General features: G+C 66.9%; 9 protein-coding genes and 1 tRNA gene. 6 read left to right on the plus strand and 4 right to left on the minus strand.

Annotated features, from left to right (window positions below; genetic code table 11):
• Positions 1-59: 59 nt before the first annotated feature.
• From ACFO5K_RS22875 to ACFO5K_RS22885, 3 genes are all read right to left on the minus strand, one after another.
• Positions 60-1,187: a hypothetical protein gene (locus tag ACFO5K_RS22875; RefSeq protein WP_378566688.1), complete on the minus strand. Its 1,128-nt coding sequence runs from the start codon at positions 1,185-1,187 to the stop codon at positions 60-62.
• Positions 1,188-2,036: 849 nt separating this feature from the next.
• Positions 2,037-2,552 carry a hypothetical protein gene (locus tag ACFO5K_RS22880; RefSeq protein WP_378566691.1) on the minus strand — a complete coding sequence of 172 codons (516 nt, stop codon included), beginning with the start codon at positions 2,550-2,552 and terminating at the stop codon, positions 2,037-2,039.
• A 214-nt stretch (positions 2,553-2,766) separates the two neighbouring features.
• Positions 2,767-3,399 (minus strand): winged helix-turn-helix transcriptional regulator, encoded by a 633-nt coding sequence (locus ACFO5K_RS22885; protein ID WP_378566694.1) that lies wholly within the window; start codon positions 3,397-3,399, stop codon positions 2,767-2,769.
• 82 nt (positions 3,400-3,481) lie between these two features.
• Between ACFO5K_RS22885 and ACFO5K_RS22890 the strand changes: the two genes are divergently transcribed.
• The gene (locus ACFO5K_RS22890; RefSeq protein WP_378566697.1) at positions 3,482-3,889 is read left to right on the plus strand and encodes a DUF1761 domain-containing protein; all 408 of its coding nucleotides are present in this window, start codon (positions 3,482-3,484) and stop codon (positions 3,887-3,889) included.
• Between the two features lie 527 nt (positions 3,890-4,416).
• On the opposite strand, the gene ACFO5K_RS22895 is transcribed toward ACFO5K_RS22890, so the two are convergent.
• Positions 4,417-4,490: transfer RNA gene (locus tag ACFO5K_RS22895), tRNA-Arg, on the minus strand.
• 135 nt (positions 4,491-4,625) lie between these two features.
• On the opposite strand from ACFO5K_RS22895, the gene ACFO5K_RS22900 reads away from it, so the two are divergent.
• The 5 genes from ACFO5K_RS22900 (at position 4,626) to ACFO5K_RS22920 (ending at position 15,208) form a co-directional block, all read left to right on the plus strand.
• Positions 4,626-6,692, plus strand: a complete 2,067-nt coding sequence (locus ACFO5K_RS22900; RefSeq protein WP_378566700.1) for a cytochrome c oxidase assembly protein — start codon at positions 4,626-4,628, stop codon at positions 6,690-6,692.
• A complete protein-coding gene (locus ACFO5K_RS22905) occupies positions 6,689-7,666 on the plus strand; it encodes a threonine/serine dehydratase (RefSeq protein WP_378566703.1) in 978 nt (325 codons plus the stop codon). The genes ACFO5K_RS22900 and ACFO5K_RS22905 overlap by 4 nt, the downstream gene beginning before the upstream one ends.
• A gap of 129 nt (positions 7,667-7,795) precedes the next feature.
• Positions 7,796-8,374, plus strand: a complete 579-nt coding sequence (locus ACFO5K_RS22910) for a single-stranded DNA-binding protein (RefSeq protein WP_378566706.1) — start codon at positions 7,796-7,798, stop codon at positions 8,372-8,374.
• A 68-nt stretch (positions 8,375-8,442) separates the two neighbouring features.
• A complete protein-coding gene (ettA, locus tag ACFO5K_RS22915) occupies positions 8,443-10,119 on the plus strand; it encodes an energy-dependent translational throttle protein EttA (RefSeq protein ID WP_378566709.1) in 1,677 nt (558 codons plus the stop codon).
• A 202-nt stretch (positions 10,120-10,321) separates the two neighbouring features.
• Positions 10,322-15,208 carry an NAD-glutamate dehydrogenase gene (locus tag ACFO5K_RS22920; RefSeq protein ID WP_378566713.1) on the plus strand — a complete coding sequence of 1,629 codons (4,887 nt, stop codon included), beginning with the start codon at positions 10,322-10,324 and terminating at the stop codon, positions 15,206-15,208.
• Positions 15,209-15,214: the final 6 nt, after the last annotated feature.

The following is a 15,214-nucleotide window of genomic DNA, read 5'->3' on the forward strand; positions in this document are numbered from 1 at the left end:
TCTTATCGCCAGCGCTGGTTTTCGAGCCGTATACCGCACGGTCCGCTGGCAGTTCAGGATCAGGAGGGCGACGCAATGCTGCTCTCCCACCACACGTTGTTTCCGAATCCGTATCGGCTCACGCCGAAATCGACAACCACTTTGTCTGGCACCTCGTATTCAGTCGCGGAGAAGGTAGGGACTGACTGTCCCGGCGTGTAGTCGAGCGCCTGGGTGATCTTTCCGGTCATGGTCGTGATCGCGTCCCGCCGGGCATCGGATGCTGCTTTCAGCGCATCGACTGCCGAAACGATCTGTGATTTGTAGGCGTCGTTCATCGGCCGATCGATGAGTTGGGCCCATGCTCCGAGCGGTAGGGTGAAGTCGAGGAAGCTCATTGACTGGGACAGTCCGCTGCTCCAGCCCATCGCCTGGTTGTACACCAGGCGTTCGAGGCAAGCCCCACCGTTGGTGACGATTTTCGCCACGATGTCCAGATCGGTGCTCCTGGTGGAGATGGCATTTCCGAGGGCGCTTGCGCTCGTCGCGAAGGATTCCGAGGTGTTCCCGGACCAGCTGCCTTGCAGCCACTGGACGCCGTTGGCCAGGTTTTGCGACGCCAAGAAGTCATTGATGCCGAGCTGTCGAATCCGACTGCCCAAGGTCTCCAACGTCTCCCAGTCCGAGGCCAGCGGGACGAGGTAGTCGGCTGTCGGTTTTATCCCGATCGCCCGGCTCAGCGGATCATCGAAGTGCGAAAGCAATTCGATCGCCGAGTCGACCACCTTGCGCACGGTGAACTGGCCATCCTCGACCGCTGGCAGCGTAGGCAACTGCAGCCCCGCGAACCGGGTGACTCCGGCACCGCCCGATGCCCCGTTCGCCGCCTGGTCATTTGTCGTGCTCGCCGCGAGAGTCGAGATCGCGTGTGCCGAAGTATCGTCGGTCCCCTGGAACTGACGCGCAGCCGTGGACAGACTGGTGCTGTAGGAAGACAAGCTGGTCAGGTCCTGCTGATGCGACGTGGCCAACGTTGCTTGGAAGGTCTCGAACGACGATGTCAGCGTGGCGAGCAAGCCGGTCGTTCCGCTGGGCAGTGAGACTTCCGACAATATGCGCGAAGCATTGGACGAGAAGTTCGTTCCCAGGTCCTGCAGGTCCAACCCGAATCCGTCGAGACTGGCGACCTGCACGGCGAAGTCGTTCATAGGTTCCCCCCTCGGCGCAACGGTAGCAGTGTAGCGATGTAGATCACCGAATGATCAAGTCTCACTGGGGAGCTGACCGTAGTGGTAAGCGCGCGGTGCCGAATTTCGATCCGTTCCCTCGGCGACTGTGATCGCGTGCTCGGGCGCGGTGGGTGCGCCCGGTTCCCTTGGGCAAGCGCCTTTCGGCTGTTCGCTGGGCACATTTGTCCGTTGGCGTGGTTGGGCCGACACCCGGACCGCGGGCCTGCATTATCACCCCGGTCATGCGTGCGACCTCACGCCACGCGCGCGGCTCCTCCTGCCGCGGTGACCAGGCTACTGCAGCCCGTAGCGCTGCGGTTGCCACCGTCGCGCGGGATCTGTTCGTACTCATCAAGTTCCATCCTCGAGATCGAACCGCTCCGTACCGTTGCCTTCGTACCAGGCACCACTGACACGTTTCGATCATCGATGGTCATCCGGCGCATTCTGGCGCGTGAAAACCCACGTGAAGTCTGGTTTCGCCGACCAATTCGGAGGCGTTCCCCGGTGTTTTGAGAAGGCGTGCCGTTCGCTTACCGTCGTCAGTGGGCCGCGCAATCACAACTGAATAGGCCTGTAAATTTTTGCACCGATATCCCCTCAGCAAGTGGCCGCAGGTGTTTCATCTCCGGGTGTGGTACCTGCGGCCGCTTAGGGTAAGCTCTGCGGCGTAGTCCCAGTAGCAGGGGATGATTCGGGTGACTTGGTTGGTGCGGACACTGCCGGCCGAGCAACGATTTCGATGGCGAGCGAATCGTCCTCGGTCAGGCACCAGGGCGACCAACCTTCAGGCCTGCGTAAGCGAGGTTCAGAAGTGCCCTGACGGCGTCAGTGCCGCGCTGTTTTCAGTGCGGCTACCTCGGCCTTCAGCTCGGCGAGCTGGCTCTCCAGCTGCTTTCGGGTTGGTTTCGGCGGCGTGGCGGGTGGGCCTGGCTGCGGTACCGGCTGTCCGCTTTTGAGGCCGACCGGCTCGTATGCCACGATCGCTGCGGGATTGCGGCCACACTCGGTGCACTCGGTTGACGAGCTGCCGTGTAGGACAGGGCTTTCGATGGTGCTGTGCCGGCTGGTTTCGTGTATGTGACCGCAGTACAGTCGGATACGCCAGCGCATGAGCTCGTGGTCGGGCGTCATAGGCCAAGACGCCATCATCTTCAGAACCCGTACGACATTGTCCTGCCGGGCCTGCTTGAGCTCGGGGTCCGCGGACTCTTCGGCTTTCCATTGCTCGGCCTGGGCTTTCACGTGCCTGTGGATTTGCTCGACGTCCTTCTGCCACCGGTGATCCTTCTTGGTCAGCTCGTACGATTCGAGGGGAGTCCCATGGCTGAGATAGACCGTCACACCGAGTGGTTCGCAGCGAGTCCATGGTGCGGATGGTCACGGCGGTGATTGTGCAGGTCTCGTTCGACATCGGATGTCGCCTTCGTCGGACACTATGGTGTTCGCCGACCAATTGGATACCGAGACACCACCGGGCACACCGACGCCGGACCTAGGCTGAAGGCCTGAGGAGCTGCCGACTGGCAACTGGCGCAGGATTTGTGGCTGACTGCCCTTACGGAAACGCTCGGCGGAGGACATCAGCGTTACCGAGAAGGGTCCCCGACGCGAGGGCCTGGTCCACTAAGAGGGCACCGGCAACGAGGCTGACCACGATCTCGGGCTCGGCGGTCAGGACGGTCTCTGGTTGACGGTCAGCGTCGATCCTCGCGCTCGGGCCGTCCTCGTCGATCCGGAGAACGATGAGGAGCCCCTCCACATCGAATCCGACCTCCACAGGCGGCACTGCGGTCCTGCCACGGAGCATCGCAGGCAAGGCCAGTGCCAGCCATCGTGGCCGGAAGTCGTCATCGCCCCGTCCTGTCGCCAGCAGCGGAATGGCCCATCTGCCAAGGGCCTCCATCGGCTCCCTGAGCTCCGCACCCCAGGTCGTCAGGCCGTAGAGGACGCCCGTGTCTCCCAGTTGTCGCTCCACGACCCCAGCCGACTCCAGCGTCCGGAGACGCTCGGCCAAGAGGTTGCTCGCGACGCCGGGGAGGGAGGACTTCAGTTCGCCGTACCTCAGCGGTCCGGGTAGCAGCTCGCGCACGATCAGGAGATTCCAGCGGTCCCCGACGACGTCGAGCGCCCGCGCCAGCCCACAGAACTGACCGTAGGAGCGTCCGACTGGCTGCTTTATGTTTTCCATTGTGGTAGATAATATCAACCACGCACTCGGGACGTCACACCACGACCGGCCCTGGGTTCGACGAGGACGGAAGGGCTGTGCAATGGAGATCAACTGGCTCGGGGCCGCGATCGCGTTCGTAGCGGGCATGGTCGTGGCGTTCATCTGGTATCAGAAGGGCTTCATCGCGAACGCCTGGGAGCGGCTGACGGGCGTAACGCCGGACCGCTCGCTACCGGCCCGCGCAAGGAACATGACCCAGTTGGCCATCGCGAACCTCCTGACCGCCGTCGGCCTCGCTGCGGGGATCTCGCTCGCGTCGGAGGCGACCGGCGACGAGTCTGTGGGGATGGCTCTGCTGGTTGGGTTCGCAGCGTGGCTGACGTTCTCTGCCAGTACGCTCCTGCAGCACAATGCCTTCGAGCTGAAGCCCGCGATGCTGACCGTCATCAACTCCAGCTACCAGCTCGCACTGTTCCTGGCGATGTCGGTCGTAATCGGGCTGCTGTAACGTCGAGGAGTCGTGTTGATCACGTCACCCAGCGCACCCGACCTTGCTGATTGCGGCGAGGATGACCACCTCAGGGCTGTGCGCGGCGGGTCGTCTGGTGGTGCCGTCGGTCGAAGCGCCCTTCAGGTGACGGCACGCGCAGTTCCATGAAGCGCCATCGTCACGGGGTCTGTGTGACGCCTCCCGCAGGCTCCCGCGTCGACTTGTACGCCGCCACTCGTCGCGACGCGAAGGCAGGCCTATCGAAGCGGGCGTTGCAGCGCAAGCACGGTGTCGGCTACCGCACAGTCAAGGAGGCCTCGGCATCGGCATAGCCGAAGGAGCTAACCAGGTGTCGGCGATCACCCGGCGACGGACTTCGCCGTTTGGGCATTGGCACCTGATCGAATCCGACGTTTCCGACACCGGGATATAAGGCATGCCAGTGTGATCAGTCGCTGGCGATCTGCCCTACAGCGAGATCAGCGCGGATACCGTAATGCCAGAACTGCGAATCCGCTGGTCAGCGGATTCGCAGTTCTGGGGCGCGCCCCCGGCAGGAATCGAACCTGCGACCTAGAGATTAGAAGGCTCTTGCTCTATCCAACTGAGCTACGGAGGCAATCGCATTCACTTTGGCCGAACTCGGCCGCGGTGTCCAGCGCGAAAAGTATAGCGACTCGGCCGTGGGGGAGGCCGGGTCGGGAGCGCGGCCCCATCGGGGCGGGTCGAGCCGGGTCGAACTACCCTCGTTGTCATGTCGTTATCGCAGGACCCCTCCGTAGGAACCGCCGTCGACGGCGGTCCGCCGGCGGAGTCCGGTCGGGCGGCCGCGACGGGTAATGCCGCGTCCTTCGGTGTGCTGAGCGCGCTCGCGGGGGCAATGGCTGCCATGGTCGCGGCGCTGGTGGTCGGGTTGTCGGCGGCGCAGGCGTTGAGTCTGCTCGGAATCCCGGACCCCGGTCCGGTGACGACCTACGGTCTGCCCGCATTGCGCGCAGTGGCCGAGTTGGCTGCCGCGGTGACCGTCGGTTCCCTGTTGTTCGCGGCGTTCCTGTTGCCACCGCGCGACGGCGGGCTGCTCGAGGCCGGTGGTTACCGGGCGGTGCGGCGTGCTTCGGACGCGGCGCTGGTCTGGGCGGGGTGCGCGGCCTTGCTGGTGCCGTTGACCGTGGCCGACACCACGGGTCAGCCGGTGAGTTCCATCTGGCGCCCCGAGGTGCTGTGGCCGGTGATCACCCAGGTCGAGGCGGCCGGTGCCTGGCGTACGACGGCGTTGCTCGCGTTGCTCGTGGCGATCGGGTGCCGGTTGGCGCTGCGCTGGGGGTGGACGCCGATCCTGCTGGCCGGTGCGGCGGCGGCCATGATGCCGCTGGCACTGACCGGGCATTCGTCTTCGGGTGGCTCCCACGACGTGGCCACCAACTCGTTGATCCTGCACATGGTCTCGGCCGCGATCTGGGTGGGTGGGCTGATCGCGGTGCTCGCCCACGCGCTGCGTGGTGGGGCGAACACCGACGTCGCCGCCCGGCGGTTTTCGCTGGCCGCGACGATCGCGATCGTCGTGATCGCCGCCAGCGGGGTGATCAACGCGTGGGTGCGGGTGCCCGCAGCGGAACTGTTCACCACCACCTACGGCCGGTTGGTGCTGGCCAAGGCGGCGGCCCTGGTGGTGCTGGCTTGCGTCGGTTATCTGCAACGTCGGATCGCGTTGCCTGCGCTGGCCGCCGACCCGCAGGCTCGTGGTGGGCTGATCAGGTTCGCCGGGGTGGAGATGGTCCTCTTCGCCATGACGATCGGTCTGGCCGTGGGGCTCGGCCGTACCCCGCCACCGCCGCCGACGGTCGTGCCGACACCGACCGAAGTGGAGCTGGGCTACACCCTCAACGGTCCGCCGACCGTGGGCAGACTGCTGTTCGACTGGCGCTTCGACCTCATCTTCGGCACCGTGTCCATCGTGTTCGCTGTGCTCTACCTGCTCGGTGTCCGCCGCCTGCGCAAGCGCGGCGACGCCTGGCCGGTGGGGCGGACCATCGCCTGGCTCAGTGGTTGCCTGGTGTTGCTGCTGGCCACGTCGTCGGGTGTCGGACGGTACTCACCCGCCATGTTCAGTGTGCACATGGGCGCCCACATGGCGCTGTCGATGTTGGCGCCGATTCTGCTCGCCCTGGGTGGTGCGGTGACGTTGGCGTTGCGCGCGCTGCCGCCCGCCGGACGCGAAGGCGTGCCGGGTCCGCGCGAATGGATCCTGGCCGCCGTGCACAACCCGGTCTCACGGTTCCTCACCCAACCGGTGGTGGCCTCGGCGATCTTCGTCGCCGGGTTCTACGCGCTGTACATGGCGGGCATCTTCGACACCTACGTCGATTCGCACGCCGCCCACCTCATGATGAACGCGCACTTCCTGCTCAGCGGCTACCTGTTCTACTGGGTGGTGATCGGGATCGATCCCAAGCCGCGCGAGGTGGCTCCGCTGACCAAGCTGGCCATGGTGTTCGGCACGCTGCCGTTCCACGCCTTCTTCGGTATCGCTCTGATGAGCATGAACACCGTGCTCGGCGGCTGGTTCTACCGCACGCTCGACCTGGGCTGGAACATCGACCTGCTCGCCGATCAGCGCAACGGCGGCAGCTTCGCCTGGGCCAGCGGTGAGGTGCCGCTGGTGGTGGTGATGCTGGCGCTGCTGATCCAGTGGTCGCGCAGCGATGAGCGCTTGGCCAAGCGCACCGACCGGGCGGCCGATCGCGACAACGACGCCGATCTCACCGCCTACAACGCGATGTACGCCGAGCTGGCGCGTCGCGACCGTGAGGTTCGTCGGTGAGCGAATGCGATGTGCCGGTGGGCGCGTCATCCGAACCCGTGCGACCCCGTCGGGTCCTGCGCGCCGACGTGCGCACGGCGCGGCGCCGATTATCGGGCCGGGTGCGCAAGACACCGGTTTTCCATACCAGCGTCGAGGGCCCGGACGGGCCGGTGCCGGTCTCGCTCAAGATGGAGTTCCTGCAGCACGGCGGCACCTTCAAGGTGCGCGGCGCGCTCAACGCCCTGCTGGGCGCCGACGGCGACGCCGACCACATCGTCGTCGCCTCCGCGGGCAACGGCGGGATCGCGGTGGCGCTGGCGGCGGCCCAGCTGGGTAAGGCGTGCACGGTGGTGGTGCCGGAGTCGGCACCCCACACCAAGGTCGCCGCGATGTGGGCGCACGGTGCCGAGGTGTTGTGGCACGGGACGAACTACGCCGAGGCCGAGCGCCGGGCCGTCACGTTGGCCGCCGAACGCAAGGCCGGACATCTCCATGCCTACGACATGCCCGCGTTGGTGGCGGGCGCCGGGATCATCGGGCTCGAACTCGAGGAGCAGGTGCGTGGGCGGCCGCCGGTGCTGGCCGCGGTCGGCGGTGGCGAGCTGATCGCCGGGCTGGGCGCAGCGCTGGGCAAGCGCCGCCGGATCGTCGGGATCGAAGCCGAGCACACTCCGGTGCTGTCGGCCGCGCTCGCCGCGGGCGGGCCCGTCGAGGTCGACGCGCCCGCGCCGGCGGGCGAACTGCTGTGTCCCACCCGGATCGGCGACATCGCCTACGACATCGCCCAGCGCCACCGCATGCCCGCATTGCCGGTGGCCGACGAGGCGATCACCGCCGCACGCGAATATCTGTGGCGCGAATTCCGCGTCGTCGTGGAACTCGAGGGTGCGGCGGCGCTGGCCGCGGTGCAGAGCGGGGCGTACAAACCCGAGCCGGGCGTGCGGCCGATCGTGGTGCTGTGCGGGGCGAACACCGAACTCCCCATGCTCTGACACACACGATGTCCACAACCGCCGAAGTTGTCCACAGATGCTGTTCGTGGCCCTCGCTCGCCCCGGTACTCGGTCATCCTTGGGTGGTCAGAGCAACAACACCGAGTGATCCGAGCGGGGGCGGTTTCGATGTACGAGGCGAATGCGACGGTGATCGGCACAGTGGTCACCCATCCGGTGCGACGCGACCTCGCCAGCGGCGAACAGCTGGTGACCTTCCGGATGGCGAGCAACGCGCGCCGTTTCGACGCGAACGTGGGGGAGTGGGTGGACAACGGCACGCTCTATCTCACGATCAGCTGCTGGCGCCGGTTGGTGGCGGGGGTGGATCGGTCACTGCACCGCGGTGATCCGGTGATCGCCTACGGCCCGTTGCGCTCGCACGAATACCGGGGCAAGGACGGCGGTGAACGGCGGGATCTGGAGATGCGCGCGATCGCGGTCGGACCCGATCTCGGGCGGTGCAGCGCCGCGGTGGTGCGGCGCACCGAGGGTCCGCGTACCGGGCCGCACGGGATGCGGAATATTTCCGATCCGCGCGTTGCTGCACTGCCCGATACCGCGGCCGTGCCCGGCGCCGAGGTCGTGGGTGAGTATGCGCTCACCGGCCCCACTGCCGTAGCCTCTACGACCGCGGCGGATTCCCTCCCGACGCGATCGCCGGACGCGGCGCCCCATGCGGGTGTCCCCGCGCAGGTCGACGCCTGAGGGCTGGTCCGCGGCACCGGCCCGCTCCGCATCTCGCCCCTGTTACCACCACCGATAGGCTTCCATATATGGCTGAGTTCATTTATCAGATGATCAAGGTTCGCAAGGCGCACGGCGACAAGGTCATTCTCGACGACGTGACGCTGAACTTCCTGCCCGGCGCCAAGATCGGTGTGGTCGGCCCGAACGGCGCCGGTAAGTCCAGCGTGCTGAAGATCATGGCGGGGCTGGACCGGCCCAACAACGGTGAGGCGTTCATCGCGCCCGGCGCCACGGTCGGCATCCTGCAGCAGGAGCCGCCGCTGAACGAAGAGAAGACCGTCCGCGGCAACGTGGAGGAGGGCCTCGGCGAGGTCAAGGTGAAGCTGGACCGCTTCAACGAGATCGCCGAGCTGATGGCCACCGACTACTCCGACGAGCTCATGGACGAGATGGGCAAGCTGCAGGAGTTCCTCGACCACGCCGACGCGTGGGATGTCGACTCCCAGCTCGAGCAGGCAATGGACGCGCTGCGCTGCCCGCCGCCGGAGGCGCCGGTCACCAACCTCTCCGGTGGTGAGCGTCGTCGTGTCGCCCTGTGCAAGCTGCTGCTGAGCAAGCCCGATCTGCTGCTGCTCGACGAACCGACCAACCACCTCGACGCCGAGAGCGTGCTGTGGCTCGAGCAGCACCTGGCCTCCTACCCGGGTGCCGTGCTGGCCGTCACTCACGACCGGTACTTCCTCGACAATGTGGCCGAGTGGATCCTGGAACTCGATCGTGGCCGCGCCTACCCGTACGAGGGCAACTACTCCACCTACCTGGAGAAGAAGGCCCAGCGGCTCGAGGTGCAGGGCAAGAAGGACCAGAAGCTGCAGAAGCGCCTCAAGGACGAGCTGGCCTGGGTGCGCTCCGGTGCCAAGGCCCGCCAGGCCAAGAACAAGGCGCGCCTCGGTCGCTACGAGGAGATGGCCGCCGAGGCCGACAAGCACCGGAAGCTGGACTTCGAGGAGATCCAGATCCCGGCCGGCCCACGCCTGGGCGACATCGTGGTCAACGTGTCGCACCTGGACAAGGGCTTCGGCGATCGCCAGCTGATCAAGGACCTGTCCTTCACGCTGCCGCGCAACGGCATCGTCGGGGTGATCGGGCCCAACGGTGTGGGTAAGACCACGCTGTTCAAGACCATCGTCGGACTCGAGTCCGCCGACAGCGGTGAGGTGAAGGTCGGCGAGACCGTCAAGCTCAGCTACGTCGACCAGAACCGCGCGGGCATCGACCCGAAGAAGAACGTCTGGCAGGTCGTGTCCGAGGGCATGGACTTCATCCAGGTCGGCAACCAGGAGATGCCCTCGCGCGCCTACGTCAGCGCGTTCGGCTTCAAGGGCCCGGACCAGCAGAAGGCCGCCGGGGTGCTCTCCGGTGGTGAGCGCAACCGCCTGAACCTGGCGCTGACCCTCAAGCAGGGTGGCAACCTGATCCTGCTCGACGAACCGACCAACGACCTCGACGTGGAGACGCTGGGCTCGCTCGAGAACGCGCTCGAGCAGTTCCCCGGCTGCGCCGTCGTGATCTCGCACGACCGGTGGTTCCTGGACCGCACCTGCACCCACATCCTGGCGTGGGAGGGCGACAACGACAACGACGCCAAGTGGTTCTGGTTCGAGGGCAACTTCGAAGCCTACGAGGCGAACAAGATCGAGCGGCTCGGCGCCGAAGCCGCACGCCCGCACCGGGTTACGCACCGTAAGCTCACCCGCGACTGAGATTTGCGCGGACCGCACGACGGCCCGGCTGGACGATCTGAGAACGATCGACCGGCCGGGCCGTCGGTGTTTCACAAGTTACCGGCGCGGCAAGGCGAAATTGCCTGAGCGCGGGCGATGAGCCGGGGCTAGTCTCGGCTTCGCGTCACCTGAGTTGCGGAATCGAAGCCAACCGAACCGAATCCATGGGAGTGGGCGAAAGATGACGGTCTCGTCGGAAATGTCGAGCGCGGCGTGGTCCGCGGAAATGCCGCAGAGTCTGCGCGGTGACCTCGCTACCCTCGAGGAGGCGTATTTCCGGCATGTCGACGCCGGCGACGAGAACTTTCCGGTCACCGGTATCACCCAGATCTTCCGCCGCCACATGGAGCTGGCCGCCGTCCGCATCCCCGGCCGGGCACTGGTGCGGGTGTACCACCCCGACGACGGATCGGGCATGGGCGCCGCGGTCCAAGTCGTCACCGACGACATGCCGCTGCTGGTGGAGTCGATCACGGCGGCGCTGGGACGCATGCAGGTCAGCGTCAGCGAAGTGATCCACCCGATCTTCGAGGTCACCCGGGACGAGAACGGCAGGCTCACCGGCGCGGCCCCGCACGAGGTGGACGGCAACGGCGCCGAAGGGCTGGCCGAATCGTGGATGCACCTGCAATTGCACCCCTCCACCGGCCGCGCCCAGCTCGACGACATCGAACGCACCCTGCCCGAGGTGGTCGCCGACGTTCGTCAGGTCATCGATGACACCGAGGCGATGATCGCGGTGCAGGGTTCGCTGGCCGATCACCTCGACCGGGCCGCGGCCGCGGGCAAGGCCCCGTTCTCCGCGGTCGAGATGGCCGACTGCGCCGAGTTGCTGCGCTGGCTCTCGCACGGCAACTTCACCCTGCTCGGCTATGCCCGCTACCGGCGCGGCCTCGAGCACGGCCACACCGTCACGACGCCGGTGCCCGGCGCGAGCCTCGGCGTGCTGCGTCCCGACATCGGCACCGACTTCCAGGTGCCGATCAACGGCGGAGACCGGCCGCTGCTCATGCTCACCCAGGGCCTGGTGCGCGCCACCGTGCACCGGTCGGTGTACCCGTACTTCGTCGGCGTCGCCGATATCGACGACTCGGGCACGGTGCACGGGGTGCATCTGTTCATCGGAGTGTTCACCGTGAGCGCGGTGCACGAGAACGTGCTCGACATCCCGGTGATCAACCGCCGGGTGCGCACCGCCATCGAGGCCGCCGGGTTCGACAAGGATTCCTATTCCGGCCAGGCGATGCTCGAGGTGATCGAATCCTTCCCGCGCACCGAGCTGTTCTCCGCCGATATCGCGACCATGCGCCGCACCGCCGTCGCGGTCCTCGGCGTCGGGTTGCGCAGGCAGGTGCGGCTGTTCCTGCGCTGCGACACCTACAGCCGGTTCGTGGCCTGCATGGTGTACCTGCCGCGCGACCGCTACACCACCGCCGTGCGCCTGGAGATGCAGGACATCCTGGTGCGCGAACTCGGCGGTGTGGACATCGACTACTCGGCCCGGGTCAGTGACAGCGAGCTCGCCAGCGTGTACTTCACGGTGATGCTGCCCGCCGAGGCCACCGGCGAGGCCGCACCCGACACCTCCGAGGCGAACCGGCTGCGCGTGCAGGGGTTGCTGAACGAGGCAAGCCGCACCTGGGACGACCGGATCGGCGACGAGGTGGCCGACTCCACACTGCTCGATCCGGGCGTGGTGTCGCGGTACTCGGCGGCGCTGCCGGAAAGCTACAAGGAAGACTTCGGGCCCGCTCGCGCGCTCGACGACATCGTGCGCCTGGAACAGCTCGCCGAGGGCGGTATCGACCAGCACCTCTACCGCAGGCCCGAGGCCGCACCGGGTTCGTGGCGGTTCAGCCTCTACATCGCCGGCTCGGGTGTCTCGCTCAGTCAGGTGCTGCCGGTGTTGCAGAGCTTGGGTGTGGAGGTCATCGACGAGCGGCCCTATCAGCTCGAACTCGACGGCGGTGACGAGCGCTGGATCTACGACTTCGGTCTGCAGGCGCGTCCCGAACTGCTGCGCAACGCGCTCGGCGGTGACCTCGACGCCGAACTGCTCGAGACTCCCGGCCGGGCCGACGGTCTGCGTACCCGGTTCACCGACGCGTTCGAGGCGGTCTGGTACGACCGCGCCGAGGCCGACGGCCTCAACGAGCTCGTGCTCCGTGCCGGCCTGCCGTGGCGGTCGGTGGCGATCCTGCGTGCCTACGCGAAGTACTTGCAGCAGGCCGGTTTTCCGTACAGCCAGGTCAACATCGCCCGCGTGTTGCTCGCCCACCCGGAGGTGGCGCGCGACTTCGTGGCCCTGTTCGCCGCCCGCTTCGATCCCGACACCGTCTCCGCCGAGGTGGCCGCCGAGCTCGAGACCCGGGTACGCGCCGGTATCGACGAGGTGGTCAGCATGGATGCCGACCGTATCCTGCGTGCCATTCTGGGGCTGATCAAGGCGACGCTGCGCACCAACAATTACGTTCTCGACGTCGAGGGCCGTCCGCGTGAGTACCTGGCGCTGAAGGTCGAACCGCGCGAGATCGCCGAGTTGCCCAAGCCGCGACCACAGTTCGAGATCTTCGTGTACTCGCCGCGCGTGGAGGGTGTGCACCTGCGCTTCGGTTCGGTGGCGCGCGGCGGGCTGCGCTGGTCGGATCGGTTGGAGGACTTCCGCACCGAGATCCTGGGTCTGGTGAAGGCCCAGGCCGTGAAGAACGCGGTGATCGTGCCGGTCGGCGCCAAGGGCGGGTTCGTGGTGAAGCGCCCGCCCGCGGCCACCGGCGACGCGACCACCGACCGGCAGGCGAGTATCGCCGAGGGTGTGGCCTGCTACCGCACCTTCATCTCCGGCCTGCTCGATGTGACCGACAACGTCGATCTGGCCACCGGCGCGGTGTTGCCGCCCGAGCGGGTCGTGCGCCGCGACGCCGACGACACCTACCTGGTGGTCGCCGCCGACAAGGGCACCGCCAGCTTCTCCGACATCGCCAACGATGTGGCCAAGCGCTACGGCTTCTGGCTCGGCGACGCCTTCGCCTCCGGTGGCTCGGCCGGCTACGACCACAAGGCCATGGGGATCACCGCCAAGGGCGCGTGGGAAGCGGTGAAACGCCACTTCCGGGAGATGGGTATCGACACCCAGAGCCAGGACTTCACCGTCGTCGGCGTCGGCGACATGAGTGGTGACGTGTTCGGCAACGGCATGCTGCTGTCGCGCCACATCCGGTTGGTCGCCGCGTTCGACCACCGCCACATCTTCCTCGACCCCGACCCGGACGCCGCCACCTCCTACGCCGAGCGTGAGCGGCTCTTCGCCCTGCCGCGGTCGTCGTGGGCCGACTACGACCGCAGCCTGATCAGTGCCGGCGGCGGGGTCTTCGAGCGCACGGTGAAGTCGGTGCCGATCTCCCCGCAGGCCAGGGCCGCGCTCGGGCTGCCCGACTCGGTGCAGACGCTCTCGCCGCCGGAACTGGTGCGCGCGATCCTGCTCGCTCCCGTGCAGCTGCTGTGGAACGGGGGCATCGGCACCTATGTGAAGGCCAGTAGCGAATCCAATGCTCAGGTCGGCGACAAGGCCAACGACGCGGTGCGCGTGAACGGAAACGAGTTGCGCGTGCAGGTGGTCGGCGAGGGCGGCAACCTCGGCGCCACGGCGCTGGGCCGGATCGAGTTCTGCCGGGCCGGGGGCAAGATGAACACCGACGCCCTGGACAACTCGGCCGGTGTCGACTGCTCCGATCACGAGGTCAACATCAAGGTGCTGCTCGACGCTGTGGTGAGTGCGGGTGCCCTGGCACCCGCCGACCGCAATCCGCTGCTGGCTTCGATGACCGACGAGGTCGCTCGGATGGTGTTGCAGGACAACGTCGATCAGAACGTGCTGATCGGTATCTCGCGCACCGACGCGGCACACATGGTGAGCGTGCACGGCCGGGTCATCACCGATCTCGAACAGCGCCGCGGCGTGGACCGCAAACTCGAGGCACTGCCCTCGGCGGTCGAACTCGAACGCCGCGGCGAAGAAGGCACCGGCCTGACCTCACCCGAGCTGGCCAACCTGCTTGCGCACGTGAAGCTCGCGCTCAAGGCCGACCTGCTCGACACCGAACTGCCCGACAGTGTCTCCTTCGCGAGCCGGCTGCCGTTGTATTTCCCCACACCGCTGCGCGAGCGGTTCGGGGCCGAGATCAAGAAGCACCGGCTGCGCCGCGAGATCGTGACCACGATGCTGGTGAACGAGATGGTCGACTACGGCGGCATCACCTACGCGCACCGGCTGAGCGAGGAGATCGGCGCCACCAGCTCCGACACGGTGCGTGCCTTCGCCGCCGCCACCGCGATCTTCGAGTTGCACGACGTGTGGTCGCGGGTGCGCGGCGCAGACGCCCCGGCCGCGGTGTGCGATCTGCTGGAACTGGAGTCAAAGCGGACGCTGGACCGGGCCTCGCGGTGGCTGCTGACCAACCGTCCGCAGCCGATCGCGGTGGGAGCCGAGATCAACCGGTACCACCGGCGGGTTCAGGAGCTCGCGCCCCAGGTGCCGGGCTGGTTGCGTGGGCATCACGTCACCTCGCTCACCGAGGGTGCGGCCGAACTGATCGCCCGTGGTGCGCCGGCCGAACTGGCCACCGAGGTGTTCGGCCTGCTGAGCCTGTTCCCGCTGCTTGATGTGGTCGACATCGCCGACATCGCCGAGCGTGACGGCGCCGAGGTGGGCTCGCTGTACTACGCGCTCAACGACCACCTCAAGATCGACTGGCTGCTCGAGGCGGTGAGTCACCTCGAACGTGGCGACCGCTGGCACGCGCTGGCTCGTCTCGCCTTGCGCGACGACATGTACGGTTCGCTGCGCTCGCTCACCCTGGATGTGCTGTCCGCGGGCGACCCGGAGGAGACGGCCGACGAGAAAATTGCATACTGGGAGTCGAAGAACCAGTCCCGGCTGGGCCGTGCACGTGCGGCGCTGTCGGAATTGTTCGAGTCCGGGACCCACGACCTCGCCACATTGTCGGTTGCCGCACGACAGGTGCGGAGCATGGTGAGCGGGGTGGGCGCCCAATCGGAGGTACCACGGTGACCAGTT

The sequence above is a fragment of the Nocardia halotolerans genome (genome assembly GCF_042650145.1).
GTDB classification, from domain to species: domain Bacteria; phylum Actinomycetota; class Actinomycetes; order Mycobacteriales; family Mycobacteriaceae; genus Nocardia; species Nocardia halotolerans.